Source organism: Streptomyces griseoaurantiacus (assembly GCF_036189845.1).
GTDB lineage: Bacteria > Actinomycetota > Actinomycetes > Streptomycetales > Streptomycetaceae > Streptomyces > Streptomyces griseoaurantiacus.
Map to the genome: position 1 here is coordinate 6,295,237 of NZ_CP108326.1, position 24,981 is coordinate 6,320,217.

At 73.5% G+C, this 24,981-nt stretch carries 19 protein-coding genes and 1 pseudogene; 9 read left to right on the plus strand and 11 right to left on the minus strand.

Annotated elements, in window-relative coordinates; all coding sequences use genetic code 11:
• Positions 1-11: 11 nt before the first annotated feature.
• A complete protein-coding gene (locus OHB09_RS27835) occupies positions 12-746 on the minus strand; it encodes a helix-turn-helix domain-containing protein (protein ID WP_167793263.1) in 735 nt (244 codons plus the stop codon).
• A gap of 310 nt (positions 747-1,056) precedes the next feature.
• On the opposite strand from OHB09_RS27835, the gene OHB09_RS27840 reads away from it, so the two are divergent.
• The 7 genes from OHB09_RS27840 to OHB09_RS27870 all read left to right on the plus strand — a co-directional run bounded on the left by OHB09_RS27840 (position 1,057) and on the right by OHB09_RS27870 (position 10,637).
• A complete protein-coding gene (locus tag OHB09_RS27840) occupies positions 1,057-1,701 on the plus strand; it encodes an MmyB family transcriptional regulator (RefSeq protein WP_319116434.1) in 645 nt (214 codons plus the stop codon).
• A 609-nt stretch (positions 1,702-2,310) separates the two neighbouring features.
• Positions 2,311-3,312 (plus strand): LacI family DNA-binding transcriptional regulator, encoded by a 1,002-nt coding sequence (locus OHB09_RS27845; protein WP_006139823.1) that lies wholly within the window; start codon positions 2,311-2,313, stop codon positions 3,310-3,312.
• Positions 3,313-3,529: 217 nt separating this feature from the next.
• Complete coding sequence (locus tag OHB09_RS27850; RefSeq protein WP_328922726.1) at positions 3,530-4,882, plus strand: ABC transporter substrate-binding protein; 1,353 nt, start codon at positions 3,530-3,532, stop codon at positions 4,880-4,882.
• A gap of 6 nt (positions 4,883-4,888) precedes the next feature.
• Positions 4,889-5,854 carry a carbohydrate ABC transporter permease gene (locus tag OHB09_RS27855; protein ID WP_093592946.1) on the plus strand — a complete coding sequence of 322 codons (966 nt, stop codon included), beginning with the start codon at positions 4,889-4,891 and terminating at the stop codon, positions 5,852-5,854.
• The gene (locus OHB09_RS27860) at positions 5,851-6,729 is read left to right on the plus strand and encodes a carbohydrate ABC transporter permease (protein WP_006139826.1); all 879 of its coding nucleotides are present in this window, start codon (positions 5,851-5,853) and stop codon (positions 6,727-6,729) included. Before OHB09_RS27855 ends, OHB09_RS27860 begins: the two co-directional genes overlap by 4 nt.
• A 63-nt stretch (positions 6,730-6,792) precedes the next feature.
• Positions 6,793-8,382 (plus strand): glycoside hydrolase family 13 protein, encoded by a 1,590-nt coding sequence (locus OHB09_RS27865; protein ID WP_328922727.1) that lies wholly within the window; start codon positions 6,793-6,795, stop codon positions 8,380-8,382.
• Between the two features lie 59 nt (positions 8,383-8,441).
• A complete protein-coding gene (locus OHB09_RS27870) occupies positions 8,442-10,637 on the plus strand; it encodes a discoidin domain-containing protein (RefSeq protein WP_328922728.1) in 2,196 nt (731 codons plus the stop codon).
• A 166-nt stretch (positions 10,638-10,803) separates the two neighbouring features.
• On the opposite strand, the gene OHB09_RS27875 is transcribed toward OHB09_RS27870, so the two are convergent.
• The 4 genes from OHB09_RS27875 to OHB09_RS27890 form a co-directional block, all read right to left on the minus strand.
• A complete protein-coding gene (locus OHB09_RS27875; protein ID WP_040894857.1) occupies positions 10,804-11,649 on the minus strand; it encodes a phospholipid scramblase-related protein in 846 nt (281 codons plus the stop codon).
• Positions 11,650-11,729: 80 nt separating this feature from the next.
• Positions 11,730-13,790 (minus strand): phosphocholine-specific phospholipase C, encoded by a 2,061-nt coding sequence (locus tag OHB09_RS27880; RefSeq protein ID WP_328922729.1) that lies wholly within the window; start codon positions 13,788-13,790, stop codon positions 11,730-11,732.
• 186 nt (positions 13,791-13,976) lie between these two features.
• Positions 13,977-14,999 carry a DMT family protein gene (locus OHB09_RS27885; protein ID WP_328922730.1) on the minus strand — a complete coding sequence of 341 codons (1,023 nt, stop codon included), beginning with the start codon at positions 14,997-14,999 and terminating at the stop codon, positions 13,977-13,979.
• Complete coding sequence (locus OHB09_RS27890; protein ID WP_319116443.1) at positions 14,996-15,874, minus strand: phosphatase PAP2 family protein; 879 nt, start codon at positions 15,872-15,874, stop codon at positions 14,996-14,998. Before OHB09_RS27890 ends, OHB09_RS27885 begins: the two co-directional genes overlap by 4 nt.
• Positions 15,875-16,092: 218 nt before the next feature.
• Here OHB09_RS27890 and OHB09_RS27895 point away from each other — a divergent pair, with 218 nt between their 5' ends.
• On the plus strand, positions 16,093-16,704 hold the full coding sequence (locus OHB09_RS27895) for a TetR/AcrR family transcriptional regulator (RefSeq protein ID WP_006139834.1): 612 nt from the start codon (positions 16,093-16,095) through the stop codon (positions 16,702-16,704).
• Between the two features lie 153 nt (positions 16,705-16,857).
• Here the strand turns inward: OHB09_RS27895 and OHB09_RS27900 are convergent, their stop codons facing one another.
• On the minus strand, positions 16,858-17,970 hold the full coding sequence (locus OHB09_RS27900; RefSeq protein WP_328923069.1) for a hypothetical protein: 1,113 nt from the start codon (positions 17,968-17,970) through the stop codon (positions 16,858-16,860).
• Between the two features lie 117 nt (positions 17,971-18,087).
• Positions 18,088-18,168 (minus strand): annotated as a pseudogene (locus OHB09_RS27905) (DUF2510 domain-containing protein); the annotation flags it as partial.
• 187 nt (positions 18,169-18,355) lie between these two features.
• On the opposite strand from OHB09_RS27905, the gene OHB09_RS27910 reads away from it, so the two are divergent.
• Complete coding sequence (locus OHB09_RS27910; RefSeq protein ID WP_191851797.1) at positions 18,356-21,043, plus strand: ATP-binding protein; 2,688 nt, start codon at positions 18,356-18,358, stop codon at positions 21,041-21,043.
• A gap of 56 nt (positions 21,044-21,099) precedes the next feature.
• Here the strand turns inward: OHB09_RS27910 and pcaDC are convergent, their stop codons facing one another.
• From pcaDC to pcaH, 4 genes are read right to left on the minus strand one after another with little or no spacing between them, the layout of a single operon-like run.
• On the minus strand, positions 21,100-22,233 hold the full coding sequence (gene pcaDC, locus OHB09_RS27915) for a bifunctional 3-oxoadipate enol-lactonase/4-carboxymuconolactone decarboxylase PcaDC (protein WP_328922731.1): 1,134 nt from the start codon (positions 22,231-22,233) through the stop codon (positions 21,100-21,102).
• On the minus strand, positions 22,230-23,591 hold the full coding sequence (gene pcaB, locus OHB09_RS27920) for a 3-carboxy-cis,cis-muconate cycloisomerase (protein ID WP_328922732.1): 1,362 nt from the start codon (positions 23,589-23,591) through the stop codon (positions 22,230-22,232). Before pcaB ends, pcaDC begins: the two co-directional genes overlap by 4 nt.
• Positions 23,588-24,190 (minus strand): protocatechuate 3,4-dioxygenase subunit alpha, encoded by a 603-nt coding sequence (gene pcaG, locus OHB09_RS27925; protein WP_234528353.1) that lies wholly within the window; start codon positions 24,188-24,190, stop codon positions 23,588-23,590. The genes pcaB and pcaG overlap by 4 nt, the downstream gene beginning before the upstream one ends.
• Positions 24,191-24,196: 6 nt before the next feature.
• Complete coding sequence (pcaH, locus tag OHB09_RS27930; protein ID WP_191851793.1) at positions 24,197-24,970, minus strand: protocatechuate 3,4-dioxygenase subunit beta; 774 nt, start codon at positions 24,968-24,970, stop codon at positions 24,197-24,199.
• Between the last annotated feature and the right edge of the window lie 11 nt (positions 24,971-24,981).

The window sequence follows — 24,981 nt, forward strand, 5'->3', positions numbered from 1 at the left end:
CCCCTCCCGGCTCAGGACTCGGGCCGCTTGACGCTCTCGAGGAGCATGTCCAGCCATTCCGCGACCTTGTCGCGGTGCTGGTCGGTGGGCAACTGCGCGGCCCGCCAGGCGATGCCGCGCACGCCGTGGTCCTGCAGCAGCCGCTCCAGGGGCTCGTCCCCGGCGGCGGGCGCCCCCGCGAGGGCCTCGCCTCCGCCGGGTGCGCCCTCGCGCTCCGCACATGCCCCCCCGGTGCTCTCCGGGGCGCCGGCCGCGCCCTCCCGGTCGGCGAGCTGCTGGAGCAGTTCCTGCTCGATGTGCTGGAGGGCGGTGGCGAGCGCGTCCGGGTCGTCGGCGGTCAGGAAGCCGGCGTGCACGCGGAAGAAACGCTGGATGGCGTCGCAGTGCTCCATGGTGGGACGGCGGTCGCCGTTGATCAGCGCGCCCGCCTGCTGCCGCGACATGCCCGCGCCGTCCGCGATCTCCTGCTGGGTGTACTTGCGGCCGTTCGGTTTGAGCCGGGTGCGCCGCAGCAGGTCCAGCCGCCGCAGGAACCGGGCCTGCAGGTCGGGTTCGCCCGCGGGGCGCCCCGCGAGCAGCGCCTTCACCACGGACTCCGGGACGCCCGAGGCCGCGCAGAGGCGGCCGGTGTCGAAGACCTGGGCGTGCGGCACGCCGAGGCGGTCGGCGAGGGCGGTGACCCGGGCCACGACGGCCGGCAGCGAAGCCGTGGCCGTGGCGCCCGGAACCTCGAAGCCATCCGTCACCGGCCCAACTCCCACGTTTCTCGGGCCGTCTGGCACGGCCGTTGCCTCGGCGCAACTCTCAGGAAGGCCGGGTGCCGACAGGGACGACTCGCGTCGTGTGTCCCGAACCACCCGGAGAGTAACGGCTTCTTCGAACTCGCATCCAGGTCTCGCCACAACTGTGGCGAGATTCGGCCGTCCATGACGTGGGAATGCCACGATAGTTGACACGCGTCGGCGCGCGCCCCGAGGATCGGGACTCCGCGTGACGGCGGGTGAGCGGGACCGGCCGGAGAGTGCGGGCCCCAGGGGCAAGAGGGGTGACCTCCCGATGGTGCAGCAGGCAGGGGGACAGCGGTCGGCGCCGCGGTCCGGCCCGGGACGCCCCGACATCCGTGCATATCTGCGGGACTACGCGGCGCTGCTGGAGTCCACGCCCTTCCCGTCGGTCGTCCACGACCACCGCTGGGACGTCGTGCTCGCCAACTCCGCGTACGAGGAGCTGTTCGCGGAGGTCGGCCCGCACCCCACGGCCATGCCGGGCGAGAACCTGCTGCGGTTCGTGCTGTTCCACCCGGACGCCGCGCGGGTGCTCGGCGAGCACGAGTCGAGCTGGTGCCTGCCGATGCTCGCCGACTTCGCGTCGGCGGTGGAACGGCACGGCCACGACCGGGTACTTCAGGCCATCCGGCGGGAGATCGCGCAGGACCCCATCATGGACGTCGCCTACCGGCACGGTGTGCCGCACTGGCTGCGGGTGGTGGGACAGGACGCGGGCGAGCCCGACGGCGCGGTGCGGCCGCTGCGCCACCCCGATCCCCGGTGGGGCGGGGTGTGCAGGGTGGTGGGGGAGACCCCGCGGACACTGCGGGAGGTGGGGTACGCGCGGGTCACGCTGGTCCTGCGGGAGGCGGGCGCGGCGGGTCCGGGGCGGGGCGGGCACCACCTCCGGGTGGTCCCGCCGACGGCGCCCTGACCCTCCTCCGGTCCGGGCCCCGGCTCCGTCGGTGTTCAGGTCACCGACGGCACCGGGGCCCTGCGGGGCTCGGCGGGGATGCACCGCGCCCCTGGGGAGGACGGGGGTGCCAGTCCGTAGGCGGGTGCGGCTCGGACGTGGCCGGCCACGCAGTTCCCCGCGCCCCTGGGTGGGCCGGGGCGGGCCTTGTTCGCGGGGTGAGCCTGCGTTCCTGCCGGTGTGGGTGGGTGCGGCTCGTCCGTGGCCGGCCACGCAGTTCCCCGCGCCCCTGAGCACCCCGGGCCCACCTCAGGGGCGCGAGGAACTGCGCGCTCAACCACGGCGCACCCGCACGCACCTCACACGGTCACCCCCACCCCGTCAGGGGGCGCGGGGAACTGCGCGCTCAGCCCCAACGCACCCGCAGGCACCCTCTCACCGTCACCCCCCACCCCCTCAGGGGCGCGGGGAACTGCGCGACCAGCCACGACGCACCCGCACGCACCCCCCACCGTCCCCACCCCTCCGGCACGCGCGGCCCCCGCAACCGCCTCCTCCCCGCCAAGCCGCCGGCAGGCTTTGCGTCTCGTTGCGCAAGCGGCTTGCACCGCTTGCGTTAAGCTTGCGCGCATGACACGTCGTCTCGCCGAGGTCGCGAAAAAGGTCGGGGTCAGCGAAGCCACCGTCAGCCGCGTGCTGAACGGCAAACCGGGGGTGTCCGAGGCCACCCGCCAGTCCGTGCTGACGGCCCTCGACGTGCTGGGCTACGAGCGCCCGACCCAGCTCCGCGGCGAACGCGCCCGCCTCGTCGGCCTCGTCCTCCCCGAGCTGCAGAACCCGATCTTCCCCGCGTTCGCCGAGGTGATCGGCGGCGCGCTCGCGCAGCTCGGCCTCACCCCCGTGCTGTGCACGCAGACGAAGGGCGGCGTCTCGGAGGCCGACTACGTCACCCTCCTGTTGCAGCAGCAGGTCTCCGGCGTGGTCTTCGCCGGCGGCCTGTACGCCCAGGCCGAGGCCCCGCACGACCACTACCGCCAGCTCGCGGAGCGCAACATCCCCGTCGTCCTGGTCAACGCCGCCATCGCCCGCCTCGGCTTCCCTGCCGTGTCCTGCGACGACGCGGTCGCCGTCGAGCAGGCCTGGCGCCACCTGGCCTCCCTCGGGCACGAGCGGATCGGCCTGGTGCTCGGCCCCGCCGACCACATGCCCTCCGCGCGCAAGCTGGCCGCCGCCCGCGCGGTGGCCGGGGACGCGCTGCCGGACGAGGCCGTAGCCCGGGCCATCTTTTCGATCGAGGGCGGCCAGGCCGCCGCGAGCAAGCTGATCGACCGCGGTGTCACGGGGTTCATCTGCGCCTCGGACCCGCTCGCCCTCGGCGTGATCCGCGCCGCCCGCCGCCGCCGGCTCGGCGTCCCCGGCGACATCTCCGTCGTCGGCTACGACGACTCCGCGCTGATGAACTGCACCGAGCCGCCGCTGACCACCGTGCGCCAGCCCATCGACGCGATGGGCAGGGCCGCCGTGGAACTGCTCAACGCCCAGATCGCCGGCACCTCCGTCCCCGCCGAGGAGCTGCTGTTCGAGCCGGAACTGGTGGTGCGCGGCTCGACGGCACAGGCCCCCCGCGGCTGAGCGGCGTCGAAACGATTCATGTGACCGCCATGCATATCCACGCAGCTGTCGAATAATTTCAAAATTCGCGCGATCTATTGCGCACCCCGTCTCCCGGTGCTTGAGTGTGCCTCGCCAGTCACGGGTGGTACGGACCATGCGCGGTCGCGCGCCGCGGGTACGCACGGTCCCGCACCCCCGTGGGCCTTTCCACGCTCCTGCCCAAAGGGGTCCACCGATGACACGCACCGGGTTCCGCAGTACCTTCGTCGCGATCGGCGTCTGTTCCCTCGCCTCCCTCGCCGTCACCTCGTGCGGCTCGAACGACGACGACGCGGGCGGCGGCAAGACCCGCATCACCGTCAACTGCATGCCGCCCAAGAGCGCCAAGGTCGACCGGAAGTTCTTCGAGGAGGACATCGCGTCCTTCGAGAGGAAGAACCCGGACATCGACGTCGTCGCCCACGACGCCTTCCCCTGCCAGGACCCCAAGACCTTCGACGCCAAGCTCGCCGGCGGCCAGATGGAGGACGTGTTCTACACGTACTTCACCGACGCCCGGCACGTCGTGGACATCCGCCAGGCCGCCGACATCACCCCGTACGTCAAGGAGCTGAAGAGCTACTCCACGCTGCAGAAGCAGCTCAGGGACATCTACACGGTCGACGGCAAGGTCTACGGCGTCCCGCGCACCGGCTACTCGATGGGCCTGATCTACAACAAGAAGCTGTTCGAGCAGGCCGGGCTCGACCCGGAGAAGCCGCCGGCCACCTGGGAGGAGGTCCGCGCCGACGCCAAGAAGATCGCCGCCCTCGGCAAGGGCACCGTCGGCTACGCCGACTACAGCGCCCAGAACCAGGGCGGCTGGCACTTCACGGCCGAGCTGTACTCCCAGGGCGGCGACGTGGTCGACGCGAGCGGAAAGAAGGCCACCGTCGACACACCCGAGGGCCACGCCGTCCTGGAGAACCTGCACGACATGCGCTGGAGCGACGACTCCATGGGCTCCAAGCAGCTCCTCGTCATCAACGACGCCCAGCAGATGATGGGTTCGGGCAAGCTCGGCATGTACCTCGCCGCCCCCGACAACATCCCCATCCTGGTCAAGGAGAAGGGCGGCAACTACAAGGACCTCGCCCTCGCCCCCATGCCCGGCGGCAAGGGCACCCTCATCGGCGGCGACGGCTACATGTTCAACAAGAAGGACAACCCCGCCCAGATCCGCGCCGGCCTCAAGTGGCTCGACCACATGTTCCTCACCCCCGGAGACGGCTTCCTCGGCGACTACGCCCGCGCCAAGAAGAACGACGCCCCCGTGGGACTGCCCGAGCCGCGCCTGTTCACCGGCGCCGCCGACTCCAAGGACCAGCAGGTCAAGAAGGCCAACGCCAACGTCCCCGTGGAGAACTACCAGAGCTTCCTGGACGGCAACCAGAGCCTCGCGATGAAGATCGAGCCGCCGCACGCCCAGCAGATCTACTCCGTCCTCGACGGCGTCGTCTCCGCCGTCCTCACCAAGAAGGACGCGGACATCGACCACCTCCTCGAGGAGGCCTCCGGGAAGATCGACAGCATCCTCTCCCGGGGCTGACCGCACATGACCAAGACGGCCTCCCGCCCGCCCCTCGAGGCGGCCGCCGCCCGCCCGGCCCCGGCCCGGACGCCCTCCCCGGCGTCCGGGGCGGGCCGGCGGCGCCGCCTCGGCGACCAGGCCCGCGCCTACGCCTTCCTCCTCGGCGGCCTGCTCTGCTTCGCCCTGTTCTCCTGGTACCCGGCGATCCGCGCGGTCGTGATCGCCTTCCAGAAGTACACCCCCGGCTCCTCCCCGGAATGGGTCGGAACCGAGAACTTCACCCGCGTCCTGCACGACCCCGAGTTCGGCGCCGCCTGGCGCAACACGCTCACCTTCACCGGGCTCGCCCTGCTCATCGGCTTCGCCGTCCCGTTCCTCCTCGCCCTGGTCCTGAACGAACTGCGCCACGCCAAGGCGTTCTTCCGCGTCGCCGTCTACCTGCCGGTGATGATCCCGCCGGTGGTCAGCGCCCTGCTGTGGAAGTGGTTCTACGACCCCGGCACCGGCCTCGCCAACGAGACCCTGCGCTTCCTGCACCTGCCCACGTCCAACTGGTCCAACGGCGCCGACACCGCGCTCGTCTCCCTCGTCCTCGTCGCCACCTGGGCCAACATGGGCGGCACCGTGCTCATCTACCTCGCCGCCCTGCAGTCCATCCCCGGCGAGCTCTACGAGGCCGCCGAACTGGACGGCGCGAACCTGCTCCAGCGCGTGCGGCACGTCACGATCCCGCAGACCCGGTTCGTGATCCTCATGCTGATGCTGCTGCAGATCATCGCCACCATGCAGGTCTTCACCGAACCGTTCGTCATCACCGGCGGCGGCCCGGAGAACGCCACCGTCACCGTGCTCTACCTCATCTACAAGTACGCCTTCCTCTACAACGACTTCGGCGGCGCCTGCGCGCTCAGCGTGATGCTGCTCGTGCTGCTCGGCCTGTTCTCCGCCCTGTACCTCCGGCTCACCCGCACCGACGGGGAGGAAGCATGAGCGGCACCCGTACCCTCGTCTCCCCGGCCACCCTGGCCCGCCCGCGCGGGAAGGCGCTCTACTGGGCCGTCTTCACCGCCGTCGTCCTGCTGTTCGCGCTCGCCTTCCTCTTCCCCGTCTACTGGATGGTCACCGGCGCGATGAAGTCCCCGGACGAGGTCGCCAGGACCCCGCCCACCCTGGTTCCCGAGCACTGGCGCCTCGGCGGCTACACCGACGCCTGGGACCTGATGCAGCTCCCGCAGCACCTGTGGAACACCCTCGTGCAGGCCGCCGGCGCCTGGGCCTTCCAGCTCGTGTTCTGCACCGCGGCCGCCTACGCCCTCTCCCGGCTGCGGCCCGCCTTCGGCAAGGTGATCCTCGGCGGCATCCTCGCCACCCTGATGGTGCCGACGCAGGCCCTCGTCGTGCCGAAGTACCTCACCGTCGCCGACCTGCCCCTCGTGCACACCAGCCTGCTCAACGACCCGCTCGGCATCTGGCTGCCCGCCGTCGCCAACGCCTTCAACCTCTACCTGCTCAAGCGGTTCTTCGACCAGCTGCCCAAGGACGTGCTGGAGGCCGCCGAGATCGACGGCGCCGGAAAGCTGCGCATCCTGTGGTCCGTCGTCCTGCCCATGTCCCGGCCCGTGCTCGGCGTGGTGTCGATCTTCGCGCTGGTCGCCGTCTGGCAGGACTTCCTGTGGCCGCTGATGGTCTTCTCCGACACCGACAAGCAGCCCATCAGCGTCGCCCTCGTGCAGCTCTCGCAGAACATCCAGCTCACCGTGCTCATCGCCGCCATGGTGATCGCCAGCATCCCGATGGTCGCCCTGTTCCTCGTCTTCCAGCGGCACATCATCGCGGGCATCAGCGCGGGCAGCACCAAGGGCTGACCGCCGTCCCCGGCCGAGGGACCGGACCGCCCACCCCCCCCACCGAACAGAAAGGCACGCACCGTGGGACAGCCCACCCCTGCCCGAAAAGGGACCGACTGGTGGCGCTCCGCCGTCATCTACCAGGTGTACGTCCGCAGCTTCGCCGACGGCGACGGGGACGGCACCGGCGACCTCGCGGGCGTCCGTGCCCGGCTCTCCCACCTCGCCCAACTCGGCGTCGACGCCCTCTGGTTCAGCCCCTGGTACTCCTCCCCGATGAAGGACGGCGGCTACGACGTCGCCGACTACCGCAGCATCGACCCCGCCTTCGGCACCCTCGCCGAGGCCGAGAAACTCATCTCCGAGGCCCGCGAACTGGGCATCCGCACCATCGTCGACATCGTCCCCAACCACGTCTCCGACCAGCACCCCTGGTTCCGCAAGGCCCTGGAGGGCGGCTCCGAGCGCGCACTGTTCCACTTCCGCCCCGGCCGCGGCGAGCACGGCGAACTCCCGCCCAACGACTGGCAGTCGGAGTTCGGCGGCCCCGCCTGGAGCCGGCTCGGCGACGGAGACTGGTACCTGCACCTGTTCGCCCCCGAACAGCCCGACCTCAACTGGGCCCACCCGGCCGTCCGCCAGGAACACGAGGACGTGCTGCGGTTCTGGTTCGAACGGGGCGTCGCCGGCGTCCGCATCGACTCCGCCGCCCTCCTGGCGAAGGACCCCGCGCTGCCCGACTTCACCCCCGGCCACGACCCGCACCCCTACGTGGACCGCGACGAACTCCACGACGTCTACCGCTCCTGGCGGCGCGTCGCCGACGAGTACGAGGGCGTCTTCGTCGGCGAGGTCTGGCTCCCCGACACCGAGCGTTTCGCCCGTTACCTGCGCCCCGACGAACTGCACACCGCCTTCAACTTCTCCTTCCTGTCCTGCCCCTGGGACCCCGCCCGGCTGCGCGCCTCCATCGACGACACCCTCGCCGAACACGCCCCCGTCGGCGCCCCCGCCACCTGGGTGCTGTGCAACCACGACGTGACGCGCACCGTCACCCGCTACGGTCGCGCCGACACCGGCTTCGACTTCGCCACCAAGGCCTTCGGCACCCCCACCGACCTCGCCCTCGGCACCCGCCGCGCCCGCGCCGCCGCCCTGCTGACCCTCGCCCTGCCCGGCTCCGTCTACGTCTACCAGGGCGAGGAACTGGGTCTGCCCGAGGCCGAGATCCCGCGCGAGCGCATCCAGGACCCGATGCACGCCCGCTCCGGAGGCACCGACCCCGGCCGCGACGGCTGCCGGGTGCCGCTGCCCTGGGCCGCCGAGGCGCCGTACGCCGGCTTCGGCTCCCGCGAGGAGCCCTGGCTGCCGCAGCCCGAGGGCTGGGCCGCGTACGCCGCGGACCGGCAGGACGGGGACCCCGGCTCGATGCTCACCCTCTACCGGGAGGCGATCCGCCTCCGCACCGTCTTCGGCGACGGGCCGCTGACCTGGCTGCCCGCCCCGGAGGGAGTCCTCGCCTTCACCCGCGCCGACGGCGTCCGCTGCGTGGTGAACCTCGGCGAGGACCCCGTGGAACTCCCCACCCCCGCACGCCTCCTGCTCGGCAGCGGTCCGCTGGACGACGACGGACGGCTGCCGCGGGACACCGCGGTCTGGCTGCGCGGCTGAACGCCGCCGCCTCCCCGCGACGCGCTATCCCCGTACCCCACTCGAAAGGGATCAGCACCATGTCACAGGGCACCCCACGCCACCGCACCACGGCCAGAGCCGCCGGACGACTCTCCGCCGTCGCCACCGCCGTCGCCCTCACGGCCGGCACCCTCGTCACCCTCGGCGCGCCCGCCGCACAGGCGGCCGCCGGCGCCACCCTCCCCTTCACCTCGGTCGAGGCCGAGTCGGCGAGCAGCACCGGCGCCAGGATCGGTCCCGACCACACCCAGGGCACCGTCGCCTCCGAGGCCTCCGGCCGGCAGGCGGTCCGCCTGAACTCCGGGCAGCGGGTGGAGTTCACCGTGCCGCGCGCCGCCAACGCGATCAACGTCTCCTACAACGTGCCCGACGGCCAGTCCGGCAGCCTCGACGTGTACGTCAACGGCACCAAGCTCGCCAAGACCCTCCCCGTGACCTCGAAGTACTCCTACGTCGACACCGGCTGGATCGCCGGCTCCAAGACCCACCACTTCTTCGACAACGCGCGGCTGCTGCTCGGCCGGAACGTCCAGGCGGGCGACAAGATCGCCCTCCAGGCGAGCAATGTGCAGGTCACGGTCGACGTCGCCGACTTCGAGCAGGTCGCCGACGCCTCGGGCAAGCCCTCCGGGGCCGTCTCCGTCACCGACAAGGGCGCCGACCCCAGCGGCCAGGGCGACTCCACCCAGGCCTTCCGCGCCGCCATCTCCGCCGCCCAGGGCGGGGTGGTGTGGATACCGCCGGGCGACTACAGGGTCACCTCCTCCCTGCAGAACGTGCAGAACGTCACCCTCCAGGGCGCGGGGAGCTGGCACTCCGTGGTGCACAGTTCCAGCTTCATCGACCAGCAGAGCAGCGCGGGCAACGTCCACCTCAAGGACTTCGCGGTGATCGGCGAGGTCACCGAGCGCAACGACGGCAGCCCCGACAACTTCGTCAACGGCTCCCTCGGCGCGAACTCCTCCGTCTCCGGGATGTGGCTCCAGCACCTCAAGGTGGGCCTCTGGCTCACCGGTACCAACGACAACCTCGTCGTCGAGAACAACCGCATCCTCGACACCACCGCCGACGGACTCAACCTCAACGGCACCGCCAAGAACGTCCACGTGCGCGGCAACTTCCTGCGCAACCAGGGCGACGACTCGCTCGCCATGTGGTCGCTCAACTCCCCGGACATCAGCAGCAGCTTCGAGAACAACACCATCTCGCAGCCCAACCTCGCCAACGGCATCGCCATCTACGGCGGCACCGACATCACGGTGCGGAACAACCTGATCTCCGACACCAACGCCCTGGGCAGCGGCATCGCGATCTCCAACCAGAAGTTCCTCGACCCGTTCCACCCGCTCGCCGGGACGATCACGGTCGACGGCAACACACTCGTCCGCGCCGGCGCGATGAACCCCAACTGGAAGCACCCGATGGGCGCGCTGCGCGTCGACTCCTACGACAGCCAGATCAACGCCACGGTCAACATCACCGACACCACGATCACCGACAGCCCCTACAGCGCCTTCGAGTTCGTCTCCGGCGGGGGCACCGGCCACCCGGTGAAGAACGTCAACGTCACGGGCGCCACCGTGAAGAACACCGGCACGGTCGTCGTGCAGGCCGAGGCGCAGGGCGCCGCCACCTTCAAGAACGTCACCGCCACCGGAGTCGGCTCGGCCGGCGTCTACAACTGCCCCTACCCGGCAGACTCGGGCACCTTCACGCTCACCGACGGCGGCGGCAACTCCGGGTGGAACAGCACCTGGTCGGACTGCACCACCTGGCCCGAGCCCGGCCAGGGCAACCCCGCGCCCGACCCCACCCGCAACCTCGCCAAGGGCCGCCCGGCCACGGCCACCGGCTCCCAGGACGTCTACACCCCGGGCAAGGCGGTGGACGGCGACGCCAACAGCTACTGGGAGTCGAGCAACAACGCCTTCCCGCAGGCGTTCACCGTCGACCTGGGCTCGAGCCAGGCCGTGCGGAGGCTGGTGCTGAAGCTGCCGCCGTCCTCGGCATGGGGCGCCCGCACCGAGACCCTGTCCGTGCTCGGCAGCACCGACGGCTCCGGCTGGTCCACGGTCGTCGGCTCGAAGGGCTACCGCTTCGACCCGGCTACCGGCAACACGGCCACCGTCACCCTCCCGGCCAACGCCGACCTGCGGTACCTGCGGCTCGACGTCACCGCCAACACGGGCTGGCCGGCGGCCCAGTTCAGTGAGGTGGAGGCCTACCTGCAGTAGCCGCCCGGCCGGGAGGAGCCTCCTTCGCGAGGGCCGGCCCCGGTTCCCCGGCGGTCCTGACCCCGCCGGGCCCCACGGCCGGGCCCGCCCCCGGCACGGCCGCCCCGCGCTCCCTTCGGGCGCGCGGGGCGGTCCGTGTGCCGTGCGGCGGCTGTGCCCGTGCGCCTCAGCCGAGGCCGCGTGCGTCCTGCTTGAGCGCCGTGTCCACGGTCAGCGCCGTCGCCACGACGAGGCTCCGCAGCGGCTCGGGGAGCTGGAAGTGGATCTGCAGGACGTAGTTGTCCGCCGTGGTGAACATCGTCTTGGCGAGGCCCTCCCACGTCTTCGTGATCCGGGCGACCTCGTTGTCCGCGTGGTCGGTGATCGCGAAGTTCCAGGCCCGCCAGTTCTCGGCCTTGATCGCGCCGATCTTCTGACCACCCGCGTTGATCGCGAAGTTGATCTTGCCGATCGCGTTCTGCTGGACGATCTCGCCCACCTGCTGTCCGTCCGGACGCTCCACGATCACCCGGGACTTGATGAACTTCGCGGGCCGGGTCAGCAGCAGTTGCGGCTGGCCGTAGGCGTCACGGATCTCCAGCTTGTGGGTCATGTACTGGTCGAGGCTGGAGACGAACCGCAGCGCCTTCTTCAGCCCGCTCTGCCCGACCTCGGCCACGGAGCCGATCTGGTTGCCCTGCTGGTCGAAGACCTTGTACTCGTTGGTCAGCTCGATCAGCTTGGCCTTCTGGTTCACCACCAGCACCGGCTCGCTGAACAGCGAACCGCCGCCGCCCGCACCGGGCGCGACCCCGGCCTGCTGCTGCACCTGGCGCTGCACGCGGGGGTCCGGCGGGGCGGCCTGCTGGGGCATGGCCGGGGCGGTACCCGGGGCGGGCGGCGCCGCTTGCGCCCCCTGCTGGTCCGGGCTCGTGTGCTGGGTCCACTGGGTTCCGTCCCAGTAGCGCAGGGTCTGTACCGCTCCGTGGGGATCGGGGTACCAGCCTGCGGGAGTGTTCGAATGCGTGGTCACCGGGGCACACTACCGCGAGCCGCCTCCGACGCATATGTCCCTTCCACCCACTCCGTCCGTACCCGGGCCGCCCGCGCCGGTCAGTGCCCTCCCAGCGCGGGATCGCTCACGCCCGCCCGGCCGTTCTCCACGTGCCCCGCGAAGCGGCGCCGGAAGGACGGGTCGCCGTCGACGGTCACGGTGAGGTCGTACCACCGCCGGCTCGCCGCCAGGGGAACCCGGTGCCGCACGCGCTCCCCGGCCCGCACCCGGAACGTCCGCGCCCCGCCCCGCGCCCCCGCGAGCCGGTACCGCAGCGTGCCGGCCGCGCCGCCCGTGAAGGTGAGTTCCAGGTCGCCGTCCGTGTGCCGGGCCGTCACCTCGGGCGCCGCGGCCCCCTTCCGGGTGGTGCCGGCGAACTCGCGCAGGAACCCGCCCGGTCCGTGCACGGTGAGGTGGTACGCGCCCTTCGCCTCGGCGCGGTCCCAGGTGCCGGAGACGGGGCGGCCGGGCGCCGCCGTGTACGTCCACGGGCCCTCCTCGGCCCCGCCCGAGGTCACCAGGAAGGCGGCGCCGGCGTGCGGGCCGGAGGAGAAGGTGAGGGTGAGCGAGCCGGCGCCGCGTTCGGCCGAGGCGTCCACGTGGGGCACGTACGGCAGCGGCCGGGCGGGGCGGGTTCCCGGCTCCTGCCGGGGCAGCCGGCCGGTGGCGGGCGGGGTGGGCACGTAGTCGGGGTGGCGCAGGCCGTCCGGGGGCCGGTACCCCTCGGTGTCCGGGAGCGACACGGCACCGGTGTCCCGGCGGGAGAAGTCGAACGCGGCGGTCAGGTCGCCGCAGACGGTGCGCCGCCAGGGCGAGATGTTCGGCTCGTGGACGCCGAAGCGGCGCTCCATGAACCGGATGATCGAGGTGTGGTCCAGCGTCTCGGAGCAGACCCAGCCACCCCTGCTCCAGGGCGAGACCACGAGCATGGGCACCCGCTGGCCCAGCCCGTAGGGCCCGGCGACGAGCGAGGCGCTCCCGGGGAACACGTCGGCGCCCGCGTCGACGGCCGAGGCGCCCTGGGCGGGGGAGCCGGGCGGGAAGGGCGGGACGACGTGGTCGAAGAAGCCGTCGTTCTCGTCGTACGTCACGAACAGCGCGGTCCGCGCCCACACCGCGGGGTCGGCGGTGAGCGCGTCCAGCACCTGGGAGATGTACCAGGCGCCGTAGTTCGCGGGCCAGTTGGGGTGCTCGGTGAACGCCTCGGGGGCCACGATCCAGGAGATCTTCGGGAGCCGGCCGCCGGTGACGTCCGCGCGCAGCCGGTCGAAGAAGCCCTCGCCCCGGCGGGCGTCGGTGCCCGTGCGGGCCTTGTCGTACAGCGGGTCGCCGGGCCGGGCCTCACGGTACTGGTCGAAGTAGAGCAGCGAGTTGTCGCCGTAGTTGCCCCGGTAGGCGTCCTGGATCCAGCCCCAGCCGCCCTCGGCGTCCAGCCCGTCGCCGACGTCCTGGTAGATCCGCCAGGAGATCCCGGCCTTCTCCAGCCGCTCCGGGTAGGTCGTCCAGCGGTAACCGGCCTCGTCGTTGCCGAGGACGGGACCGCCGCCCCGGCCGTCGTTGCCGGTGTACCCGGTCCACATGTAGTAGCGGTTGGGGTCGGTGGAGCCGAGCAGCGAGCAGTGGTAGGCGTCGCACACGGTGAACGCGTCGGCGAGGGCGTAGTGGAAGGGGATGTCCTCGCGGGTCAGATGCGCCATGGTGGTCGCCGACTTGGCACCCACCCAGCCGTCGTACCTGCCCCCGGCGAACGCGGCGTGGCCGTCGTTCCAGCCGTGCGGGAGGTCCTGCAGGAACGCCAGACCCAGGTCGTCGGCCTCGGGCCGGAAGGGCAGCACCACCCCGTCTCCGGTGGCGTCCGGCTGGTGCCACACGGATTTGCCCCCGGGCAGGATCACCGGGTGCGGGTCGCCGAAGCCGCGGACGCCTCTGAGGGAGCCGAAATAGTGGTCGAAGGACCGGTTCTCCTGCATGAGGACGACGATGTGCTCGACGTCCTCCAGGGTCCCCGTGCGGTGGTGTGCGGGAAGCGCGGCGGCGCGCTCGATGCTGCCGGACAGGGCGGCGAATCCGGCGGTGGCGCCGGCCAGTTGCAGGAAGCGGCGCCGGTCGACCTCGGGCATGGGGGCCCTCTCCTTCTGTTCGGCTCCCGGCGGGCGGCCCGCCGGGGCGCTTCGGCACGTGCGCCTGGAGTGTTCCAAGCGCACCGAACGGGAGGGAAGGGTGCGGAGACGAACGGGTGACGGGGGAAGGTACAGCGGGCGCGGTGTCCCCGGCGTCCTCGGCGCGGGGATCCGGCCCGCCCTCGCTCAGCGGAGGGGAACCGTGGAACCCCTGGGCGACGGCAGGGACACGGGGGGCGAAGGACGCTCCGGCGGTGCCTCCGTCGGACAGCTCTCGGGGTCCAGGGCGAGCACCGCGGCGACGGGATGCTCCTCCGGCACCGTCACCACGTCCGGAAGCGCCGCCCCCTCCGGCACGGCCGCCACGGCCGGTACCGGCACCGCGCCCACGACCCGGGCCGCCCGTGACAGCACCACCACGCCCCAGGCGGCCAGCAGCGCCCCGAGGGCCCCCGCCGGCAGCCCCTCCAGCCCGCCGCGCAGCCGGTCGCCCAGCAGCGTCACGCCGATCGCCGCCGCCGCGACCGGATTGGCCAGCGTCACCACCGCCAGCGGGGCCCCGAGCCCGCCCCGGTAGGCCGTCTGCGAGAGCAGCAGACCGCCCGCCGCGAACGCCGCCACCAGCAGCGCCACGAGGACCACGTGGGCGCCGAGCGTGGGTTCGGAGCGGTCCGTCGCGGCCACCGTCACCGTCTGGGTCAGCGCCGAGGCCACCCCCGAGGCGACCCCGGAGGCCGTCGCGTGCCGCAACCCGGGCCGGGCGCCCGGCCGGGCCAGCATCCCGATGAGCGCCGTCGTCGCCCCGGCGACCGCGAGAGCCTGCGGCAGGGACAGGATCCGTTCCGGCGCCGGCCCGGACGCGGCGACCAGCAGCGCCGCGAGACCGGCCAGGGTCAGCGCGGTGCCGCGCCACTCCGCCGCGGTGACCCGCCGCCCGGCCGCCCGGGCGCCCAGCGGCACCGCGGCCACCAGCGTCAGCGCGCCCAGCGGCTGCACCAGGGTGAGGGTGCCGTACTTGAGCGCGGCGACGTGAAGCAGCGCGGCGCCCGCGTTGAGCAGGACCGACCACCACCAGGCCCCGCGCCCGAGCAGCCGCAGCAGACCGGTGCCCGTGCTGCGGGCGGCGAGCCGTTCCTGGGCCACCGCGGCGGCCGCGTAGGCGGCGGCGGAGACCAGCGACAGGGCGATGGCGAGGACGGCCGGGCTCATCGCCGCGCTCCCACGAGACCGTGCCGGCGGCCGACGGCGCCGGCGGGGACCGGCGAGCTGCCGGACCCGGCGGGAACCGGCGGCACCCCGGACCCGGTGGGCGGTGCGTTCCCGGCCTTCGCCCGTGTCCTCGCGCGCCGGGCGGGTGAGGGGACGACCGCGAGGGCGATGCCCAGCAGCGCCGTCGCCACCAGCGCGTCCAGCCAGAAGTGGTTCGCCGTGCCCACGATGACCAGCAGGGTCACCGCCGGGTGCAGCAGCCACAGCCACCGCCACCGGGTCCTGGTCGCCGCGATCAGCCCGAGCGCCACCATCAGCGCCCACCCGAAGTGCAGCGAGGGCATCGCCGCGAACTGGTTCGCCATCGTGTCGGACGAGGGCCGCGCCCCGTAGACCGTCGGCCCGTAGATCCGACCGGTGTCCACCAGGTGCGCCGCGCCGAGCAGGCGGGGCGGGGCGAGCGGGAAGGCCAGGTGCAGGGCGAGGGCCGCGCCGGTGAGCAGCGCCAGGATTCTGCGGGACCACACGTAGTGCGCGGGGCGGCGCAGATACAGCCACACGAGGAAGGCGACGGTGGCGGGGAAGTGCACCACCGCGTAGTAGGTGTTGGCCAGGTGCACCGCGGTCTCGCCGTGCAGGAGCAGGGACTGCACGGCCCCTTCGCCCGGCAGGCGCACGTCCCGTTCCAGGTCCCAGACCCGGTGGGCGTTGCGGAAGGCCTCGGCGACATGGCCGTCGGCCACTTGCCGGCCGGCCTTGTAGAGGAGGAACAGTCCGGCGACGAGGAGGAGTTCACGTAGGAGGGGCGGCCTGACGGAAACGCCGGTCGCGCTGCCGGATGGTTCGCTGTCCGGCGGCTCGGTTCTGGAAGCCATCCCGCGGTCCTTCTGCTGACGGTGTACGGAGCTCGGGACGTGAGGGATCACTCCGGGCTCATCGATACGCCAGTGTACCGATACGGTCGCGTATCGGTACACTGGCGTATCGATGTATCGTGTGAAGAGCACCACTGGCCGGCGCGGATTGCGGCACCGGGACAGCGGGCATCACGCAGCACGGAAGTACCACCGGAGCAGGAGAGGGGATCGGAGCCATGACGTCGCAGGCAGCGGACGCGTCCCCGACCGGGGCCGCCTCGCGCCGCTCCAAGCTCACGCCCGAACGCGAGCAGGAGTTCTTCGACGCCGTACTCGAACAGGTCCGTGAATGCGGCTACGAGGCGGTCACCATGGAGGGCGTCGCGGCCAGCACCCGCTGCAGCAAGTCCACGCTCTACCGGCAGTGGCGGAACAAGCCGCGGTTCGTCGCCGCGGCACTGCGCTCCAGCCGGTGCGTGCGCTTCACCGGCATCGACACCGGCTCGCTCGCCGAGGACCTGCGTGCGGTCGCGCGGGCGGCGGGGGAGTCCGCTCACGACACCCGGCTGATGCAGGCCCTCGGCAACGCGGTGAAGCTCGACAAGGAACTCCAGCAGGCGCTGCGCGAGGCCCTGGTGGAGCCCGAGGTGCGGATGCTGCAGACGATCCTGCGCCGCGGCGTCGAGCGCGGCGAGGTTCGCGCCGACCATCCCGCCCTGCCTTACGTGCCCGCCCAGATCCTCGGCATGGCGCGGGTCCGGCCGATGCTCGAGGGCCGGTACGCGGACGGCGCGTACCTCGAACGTTTCGTCGAGGCGGCGGTGCTCCCGGCACTCGGCCTCACCTAGAACCAGGCCCGCCGTCCGTGGGATGACCGGACGGGGACCTGCGCGCCGCACCGTGGGGACGGGCGCGGCGCACCACCCGGCCGGGTGGACCCCCTCCGGAGCGGAGAGGGGGTCCACCCGGCCGACTCGTACGCGTGGCCGCGCCCGGCGGCGTCAGACGTCCTGACCGCTGCCGCCGCCCTTGGAGACCTTGATCCCCTCGGTGATCTCGTCCAGGAGGGACTGCTTCTGGCCCACGTCGACGCCGAACCGCACCACGACCATCTGCTTCGCGCTCACCGGCGAGGGGAAGGCGAGCGACTGCACATAGCCGTCCGAGCCCTTGCTGGTGACCGCCTTCCAGCGCACCAGGTAGCCCTTCTGCCCCGCCACGGTGACCGCCTTCGACGCGAGCACCTCGTGCGAGGTGATGCTGCCGTAGCTGTCGCCGCCGTAGGACTCCTCGGCGTTGTCGGCGATGTCCGCCTTCGCGACCTCCTCGGCGGTGCCGCCCTTGGTCCCGAGGGCGAGTGCGGGCGTCGAGTACGCGCCGCCCCGCGTGCACGTCTTGGACGTGTCGCCGGGGCACTTGTAGGTGTCCTTGGAGGAGAGCTGGGCGCCGATCTGGCCCTGCTGTCCGTACCAGCCGTCCGGGACCGGCAGGCTGATCCCGTCGATCGGGTCGGCCACGGAACCGCTCTCGATCTTCGGCGCCTCGGGCCGCCCGGACTCGGGACCGCCCCCGCCGGAGCCACCGGAGCCGCCCTCGCGGCCCCGGCGCTCGCCCCCGGGCCCCTGCGCGCTGCTGCTGGTGCCGCCGCTGCCGCCGTCGTCCTTGGTGAGCACGTAGGCGCCGACCCCGATACTGGCGAGCACGGCCACGGCGGCGGCCACCGCTATCCCCACCCGCAGGCCCCGCCGCCGCGGGGGCAGGGGGGTGGGGTAGGCGGGATAAGCGGGGTGGGCGGGGTAGCCGGCCTGGCCGGGATACGGCGGGGGGTACGCGCCGGGCTGCGCCCCCGGGTACCCGCCGGCCGGGAGCGGGGCGGTGGGGCCGAAGGCGCCCTCCTGGCCCGGCGCCGGGGGCCCGCCCCACCGAGGGGCCGCCGGACCCGAGCCGGGGCCGGCGTCGGCCGGGCCCGCCTGCGCCGCGTCCGCCGCCGGGACGGCCGGCGCCGGGGGCGTGCCGGGACCCGCGTCCGCCGGGCCCGCGCCCGTGTCGGGGGCGACCGTCGTGTCCGGGGCGCCCGTCGTGTCCGGGCCCGAAGGAGCCGTGTCCTGGGGCACGGCGTCCGACGGGGGCGTGTCCTCTTCGGCCCGGGCCGCGTCGGCGGAACCGGGTGCCGGTGGACCCCCCGGGGCGGCCGGAGCCGCGGGGCGGATGCGTTCCGTCCATGCGTTGCCGTCCCACCAGCGCTCCGTGGCGGGGCCGTCACTGTTCTGCCCGGGGTCGGGGTACCACCCGGGGGGAGTCACCTGCGTCATGGCCCCACCGTATGAGCCCACCGTGAAAGCGGGATGAGAGGCCCCCGCCCCATACCATCACCGCGCCTTCCCATACCCCGTTTCCGGGGCAACCGGCAACACGTGACCGACAGCCGTCCCCTCCGTCGGCCGGGGCGGCTACGCTCAATGCCTGTACGTCATTTGGGCGGCCTGGGGAGGTAGCGGGATGACGGAGGAACCGCCGGACGCGGTCCCCTCGGCCTCCCTGTGGGAACGCGAGGAGGAACTCCGCGCGGTCTCCGCGGCGGTGGACGCGCTGCGCGCCGAGTCACCGGCCGGAGCGCCGGGTCCGGGCAGTGTGCTCGTCCTCACCGGTGAGGCGGGCTTCGGCAAGACGGCCCTGCTCACCGAGGTCCGGGCCCGCGCCGAGAAGCTGGGCTGCACCGTCTGGTACGCCCGCGGTGGCGCGACCGTCTCCTCCGTCCCGTTCAACGTCCTGCGCCAGCTCCTCCAGCCCGCGCTCGTCTCCCTCATGCCCGACGAGGCCCGCGACTACCTCGGCGAGTGGTACGAGGTCTCCGGCCCCGCCCTCGGCATAGCCGACCCGGGCGCCCGCCCGCCGGACCCGCAGGCGGTGCGCGACGGCCTCGTCACCGCCGTACGCCGGCTCGCCCGCCGCGAATGGCCGCTGGTGCTGCTGCTCGACGACGCGCACTGGGCCGACCAGGAGACCCTGAGCTGGCTCGACGCCTTCGTCGAACGCGTCGACGACCTGCCCGTCCTCCTGGTCGTGGCCCGCCGCCCCGACGAGGCCGAGGGGGCCGCCGCCCACCGGCTCGACGCCGTCGCCGCCCGCGCGAGCCGCCCCGTGATGCCGCTGCGCCCGCTCACCCCCGAGGCCACCGCGGGCCTCACCCGCGCCACTCTCGGCGCCCACGCCGACGCCCCGTTCTGCCGCGAGGTGTGGGCGGTCACCGACGGCAACCCGTACGACACCGTGGAACTCCTCGCCAAGGTCCGGGACAGCCGGCTCGAACCCGTCGAGGCCTCCGCCACCGAACTGCGCGCGCTCAACAAGTCGGCCCGCGGTCGCGGACTCCTCGCCCGCCTCGAACAACTCGGCGTGAACGCCACCCGGTTCGCGTGGGCGGCCGCGATCCTCGGCAACGGCATCACCGTCGACCTCGTGTCCCGCCTGTCCGGACTCGACCGGCAGGACGCGGCACGCTGCGCCGGCCTGCTCGTCAAGGCCCGCTTCCTCACCCGGGTCGACCCCGGCGCCGGCGGCCGGGCCGAGGGGGACGAGCTGGAGTTCCTCCACTCGCTGGTCGCCACCGACATCTACGAGTCCATCCCGCCCGCGCTGCGCACCGCCATGCACGGCATCGCCGCGGAGGTCGTCGCCGGCCAGGGGATGGGCGCCGCCGCCATCTCCCGCCACCTGATGTACGTCCACCCCGACGACGACGCCGAACTGGTCGAGCAGATGCGGGAGGCCGCGCGGGAACACCTCTCCGTCGGCGCCCCCGACCCCGCCCGCCGCTGCCTGGAACGCGCGCTCGCCGAGCCGCCCCGGCCCGAGGTCCACCCCTACGTCCTGTACGAACTGGGCTGCGCCACCCTGCTGACCTCGCCCGCGACCACCGTCGAGTACCTCCGCGAGGCCCTCGCGCTGCCCGGCCTGGAGGGCGACATCCGCGTGGACGCCGTCCACCGGCTCTCCCAGGCGCTCCTCCACAACGATCAGTTGGAGGAGGCCGTCCGCACGGTCGACGCCGAGGCCGCGCTGCTGCCCGACGGGCCCGCCAAGACCCGGCTGCGGGCCGTGCACTACATGTGGGAGGGCATCCACGCCCCCGAGGACGGCACCCCGTCGCGCTCCACCGGCCTCGCCGACCTCGCGGCCGCGTGCACCGGACGGGACAACGCCGAACGGGCGTTACTGATCCTGCGCGGCTTCGACGCCATGACCCACGGCGAGAACGCCGAGCAGGTCGTGGAGTACAGCGACCGCGCCCTCGTCAACGGCCGCCTCGCCCCCGGCCTCGGCTGGACCGACAGCGAGTGGGGCATGGAACTGCTGATGATGCTCGGCAGCTCCTACGCCTACGCCGACCACCTCGACCGGGCCGAGGCCCTCTTCTCCGAGGCCCTGCACGCCTACACCAGCGCCGGCTGGAGCGGCGGCCACCTCGCGCTCGCCCACGCCTTCGTCGGACTGGCCCACCGCAGGCGGGGCCGGCTGCGGGAGGCCGAACAGGCGCAGCGCGAGGCGCTCAGGCTCGCCGAACGGGTCGGCCGCGGCCTGCCCCTGCACTGGTCCGCGAGCTGCGGCCTGGTCGACACCCTGCTCGCCCGGGGGCACGCGGAGGAGGCGGCGGAGGTCGCCGAACGGTACGGGTTCGCGCCGCCGTACCCCTCGACGATCGTGCTCCCCGACACCCGCTCCGTGCGCGGGCGGCTGCTGCTGGCCACCGGCCGCACGCAGGAGGGCATCAACGAGCTGGAGGACGCGGAGAAGGCGGCGACCGCGCGCGGCCACCACAACACGGTGCTCGCGCCGTGGGCGCTGGACCTCGCCCGGGCGGTCGCCGGCTCCGATCCCCGGCGGGCCGCCGAACTCGCCACGACGGCACGGCGGCAGGCCGAGCGGTTCGGCACGGACACGGCGATCGGCGAGGCCCTGCGGTGCGCGGCGGCACTGGAGACGGGCCGCAGGGCGGTGGCCCTGTACGAGCGGGCGGTGACGTACCTGGAGTCCTCGCCCTCCGCGTACGAACACGCCCTGGCCCGCCTGGAGTACGGCCTGGCGACCTCCTCCCGGCGGGAACTGGAACGTGCCCTGACCCTCGCCAGGGCCTGCGGCGCCGACGGCATCACGACCCGCGCCCAGGCCGCCCTGCGGCACACCTGACCTCGGCCGCACCCAGGAGAAGGGGTGCGGCCGGCGCGGGGAACCACGCACGCTCCCTACGGCTCCTCCGCCAGCACGCGCTGCGCCACCGCGAAGGCCGAGTTCGCCGCCGGCACCCCGCAGTACACGCCCACCTGCAGCAGCACCGCCCCGATCTCGTCCGGGGTCAGCCCGTTCCGTCGCGCCGCCCGCACATGCATCGCGAGCTCCTCGTGGTGCCCGTGCGCGACCAGCGCCGTCAGCGTCACCATGCTCCGCTCCCGCCGCGAGAGGGTGGGGTCGGTCCAGATCTCCCCCCACGCGTACCGCGAGATGAAGTCCTGGAACCGCGCGGTGAACGCCGTCTGCCGTTCCTGGGCCCGGTCCACGTGCGCGTCACCCAGTACCTCCCGCCGTACCGCCATCCCCCGCCGGGCGCCGCCGCGTTCGCCGTCGAAGTGCCCGCGCAGCGCGGTCAGCACGGCCTCCGGCCGCTCGGCGGGCGCGAGGTGCGAGGCGCCCGGCAGTTCCACCAGCGCGGCCCCCGGCACCGCGTCGGCGATCTCCCGCAGGTGCGCGGGCGGCGTGGCGGGGTCCTCACGGCCGGCGAGCAGCAGCGTCGGCGCGGTGATGCGGGGCAGTTCGGCCCGCAGGTCGTAGGCGGCCAGTGCCTCGCAGCAGGCGGCGTACGCCTCCGGGTCGGCCCGCCGCTGGTCCTCGACCAGCCCGGGCACCGTGAACCCGGGCGTGAACCAGCGGGAGTCCGCGTTCGCCGCCAGCCACTCCACGCCCTCCGCCCGCACCCGCGCGGCCCGCTCCTTCCACGCCTTCGACCCGTTCCCGGTGCCGAAGTGCGCCGAGGAGCAGAGCACGGCCAGCGAGGACACCCGCCCGGGGTGGTGGACGGCCAGGTGGAGTCCGACCGCGCCGCCGAGCGACACCCCGGCGTAGGCGAACCGCTCCAGACCCAGCGCGTCGGCGAGCGCGAGCACGAGGCCCGCGAGGTCGGCCACCGTCGCGCCCGGCCGGATCAGATCCGGGGACGAACCGCCGTGCCCGGGCAGGTCCCAGCGGATCACCCGGTGGGAGACGGCCAGTTCGGGCGCGACCCGGTCCCACAGCGCGTACGAGGTGCCCAGTGAGGGGCCGAGCAGCAGCGGGGGAGCGGAGGCGGGGCCTTCGCCACGGTGGTGGAGGAGGGTGTCGGTCAACGTCGCTCCAGGGCGCGGTCGGTGAGGGCACCGGCGGAGCCGGTGTAGTGGGCGGGGTCGGTGAGGTCGCCGAGGTCGACGGCGTCCTTCACCCCGGGCTCCTCGGCGAGCACGGCGGCGAGCGGGCGGTCCTCGGCCCAGGCGCGCCGGGCCGCGTCGGTGAGCAGCTCCTTCGCCCGCGCCCGGCCCAGCACGGGCGCCAGCGCGGCGGAGAGCCGCTCGGAGACGATCAGCCCGTGGGTGAGGCCGAGATGGCGGCGCATCGTGTCGGCCCGCACCTTCAGGCCCTCGGTCAGCTCGGCCGCGTCCCGTGCGGCGCCACCGGTCAGCCGCAGCAGGTCGCGCAGCGGCTCCCACTCGGCGTGCCACGCCCCGGCGGGCCGTTCGTCCTCGGCGGTCAGCGAGCCGTACAGCGTCGCCGCGAGCCCGGGTGCCCGCCGGGCGGCCGCCGCGAGGAGCGTGGCGCGGACGGGGTTGGCCTTGTGCGGCATCGTGGAGGAGCCGCCGCCGCTGCCCTCGGCCAGTTCGGCGATCTCGGTGCGGGCGAGGACGAGCACATCGGCCGCCAGCTTGCCCAGGGCGCCCGCGGTGAACGCGAGGCACCCGGCGAGGTCGGCGATCGGCGTGCGCAGCGTGTGCCAGGGCAACAGGGGCGCCGCGAGCCCGAGTTCGGAGGCGTAGGCGGCCGGCAGCGCGGTCGCGTCCTCGGCGCCGTAGGCCGTGAAGGCGGCCAGGGTGCCCGCCGCGCCGCCGAGTTGGGCGGGCAGGGTGTCCCGTACGGCCCGTACCCGGTCCCGGGCGTCGAGGATCAGCGAGCGCCACCCGGCGGCCTTGAGCCCGAAGGTCGTGGGCACCGCGTGCTGGGTGAGGGTGCGGCCCGGCATCGCCGTGTCCCGGTGCGCGGCCGCGAGCCGGGCAAGGACCTCCTCGGTGCGGGCGAGGTCGGCGAGGAGCGGGTCCAGGGTGCGGGCGGCGACCAGCATCGTCGCCGTGTCCATGATGTCCTGGCTGGTCGCTCCCCGGTGGACGTACGGGGCGTGCGCCTTCGGCACGGCCCGGGTCAGGGCGCCGACCAGGGGGATCACCGGGTTGCCGCCGGCGCGGGCCTGTGCGGCGAGTTCCGCCGGGTCGAAGCGCCCGGGGTCGGCGGCCGCCTCGGTCACCGCGCGCGCGGCGGCGGCCGGGGCCTGCCCGAGCGCGGCCTGCGCCCGGGTGAGAGCGGCCTCCGCGTCCAGCAGGGCGCGCACGTACGCGGTGTCCGAGGTGGCGGCCCCGGCGGGGGAGGCGGCCCACCCCGGGGCGAGCAGAGCGGCGTCCTGCTCGCCGGGCCGACCGGTGTCCTGCGCGGGGTGTGTCACTGGTACTCCAGGAAGACCGTTTCTCCTTCGCCCTGAAGGCGGATGTCGAAACGGTACGCGGCGCCCTCGTCCCGGGCGATCAGCGTGGCCCGCCGCTCCTCGTCGAGTCGCCGCAGCAGGGGATCGGCGGCGAGCGCGGCCTCGTCACCCGGCAGATAGATCCGGGTGAACAGGTGCACCAGCAGGCCGCGTGCGAAGACGCACACGCTCAGGTACGGGGCGCTGTTCCCGCGCGCCCCCGGCCGCAGCGTCCGCACGTACCAGTGGCCGTCGGCGTCCGTCTGCACGCGCCCCCAGCCGGTGAACTCCACCCCGTTGCGGCCCAGGTAGCCGCCGCTCGCGGGGTCGCGCCGCAGGGAGCCGTCGGCCTTCGGCACCCGGCCCCCGGGGTCGGCGCCCCAGACCTCGATCAGGGCGTCGGGCAGCGGGGCGCCCTCGCCGTCGCGCACGTACCCGTGCACGGTGACGGTGTCCGGGTGGCCCAGCGGGGCGACGTCCTCACCGCCGGGGAACGGCAGGGCGTACCCGTAGAACGGCCCGACCGTGTGCGAGGGGGTGGGCGGCACCTTTCCGGGGCCGCTCGTGTCGATCCTCGTCATGGCAGGTCAGCGTCCTTCCTCGAACCAGGTGGCGTGCGGGCCGTCGAGCACGATGTCCCAGTGGTAGCCGAGGGAGAACTCCGGCACCGACAGGCCGTGCTCGTAGGTGGCGATCAGCCGCTGCCGGGCCGCCGGGTCCGTCACCGAGTGCAGGATCGGGTCGTGGGGGAACAGCGGGTCGTTCGGGAAGTACATCTGCGTCACCAGCCGCTGGGTGAACGCGGAGCCGAACAGGGAGAAGTGGATGTGCGCGGGTCGCCAGGCGTTCTCGTGGTTGCGCCACGGGTACGGGCCGGGCTGGATCGTGGTGAACCGGTAGCGGCCCTCCCCGTCGGTGAGGGTGCGGCCGGTGCCGGTGAAGTTCGGGTCGAGGGGGGCGGCGTGCTGCTCGCGCTGATGGGCGTAGCGGCCGGCCGAGTTGGCCTGCCAGATCTCCACGAGCTGCCCGCGCACCGGGCGTCCCTCGCGGTCGAGGACCCGACCCGAGACGGTGATGCGCTCGCCGATGGGCTCCCCGGGGTGCTGCCGGGTGAGGTCGTCGTCGATCGCGGTGAGATCGCGTTCGCCGAAGGCGGGGGAGGACAGCTCCACCATCTCCGGGTCCTTGGTCACGTCGATCGCGACCGCCGGCTGCCGCGGATGGCGCAGTACCGAGGAGCGGTAGGGGGCGTAGTCCCGGCGCGGGTGGTGCTCGACGGGCGCGCCGCCGGCGAGGCGCTTCTCGTACGCCTCGCGCTCCGCCGCCATCTCCTGGTCGATGTCGTGCTGGGTCAGGGCCATGGGCCGGACTC

Excerpts from the sequence above, each read along its gene's own strand:
- OHB09_RS27890 (WP_319116443.1), bottom strand. The coding sequence starts at position 15,874 with ATGGCTTCCAGAACCGAGCCGCCGGACAGCGAACCATCCGGCAGCGCG.
- OHB09_RS27870 (WP_328922728.1), top strand. The coding sequence starts at position 8,442 with ATGTCACAGGGCACCCCACGCCACCGCACCACGGCCAGAGCCGCCGGA.
- OHB09_RS27880 (WP_328922729.1), bottom strand. The coding sequence starts at position 13,790 with ATGCCCGAGGTCGACCGGCGCCGCTTCCTGCAACTGGCCGGCGCCACC.
- OHB09_RS27840 (WP_319116434.1), top strand. The coding sequence starts at position 1,057 with ATGGTGCAGCAGGCAGGGGGACAGCGGTCGGCGCCGCGGTCCGGCCCG.
- pcaH (WP_191851793.1), bottom strand. The coding sequence starts at position 24,970 with ATGGCCCTGACCCAGCACGACATCGACCAGGAGATGGCGGCGGAGCGC.
- OHB09_RS27910 (WP_191851797.1), top strand. The coding sequence starts at position 18,356 with ATGACGGAGGAACCGCCGGACGCGGTCCCCTCGGCCTCCCTGTGGGAA.
- OHB09_RS27885 (WP_328922730.1), bottom strand. The coding sequence starts at position 14,999 with ATGAGCCCGGCCGTCCTCGCCATCGCCCTGTCGCTGGTCTCCGCCGCC.
- OHB09_RS27895 (WP_006139834.1), top strand. The coding sequence starts at position 16,093 with ATGACGTCGCAGGCAGCGGACGCGTCCCCGACCGGGGCCGCCTCGCGC.
- OHB09_RS27850 (WP_328922726.1), top strand. The coding sequence starts at position 3,530 with ATGACACGCACCGGGTTCCGCAGTACCTTCGTCGCGATCGGCGTCTGT.
- OHB09_RS27855 (WP_093592946.1), top strand. The coding sequence starts at position 4,889 with ATGACCAAGACGGCCTCCCGCCCGCCCCTCGAGGCGGCCGCCGCCCGC.
- OHB09_RS27860 (WP_006139826.1), top strand. The coding sequence starts at position 5,851 with ATGAGCGGCACCCGTACCCTCGTCTCCCCGGCCACCCTGGCCCGCCCG.
- OHB09_RS27845 (WP_006139823.1), top strand. The coding sequence starts at position 2,311 with ATGACACGTCGTCTCGCCGAGGTCGCGAAAAAGGTCGGGGTCAGCGAA.
- pcaG (WP_234528353.1), bottom strand. The coding sequence starts at position 24,190 with ATGACGAGGATCGACACGAGCGGCCCCGGAAAGGTGCCGCCCACCCCC.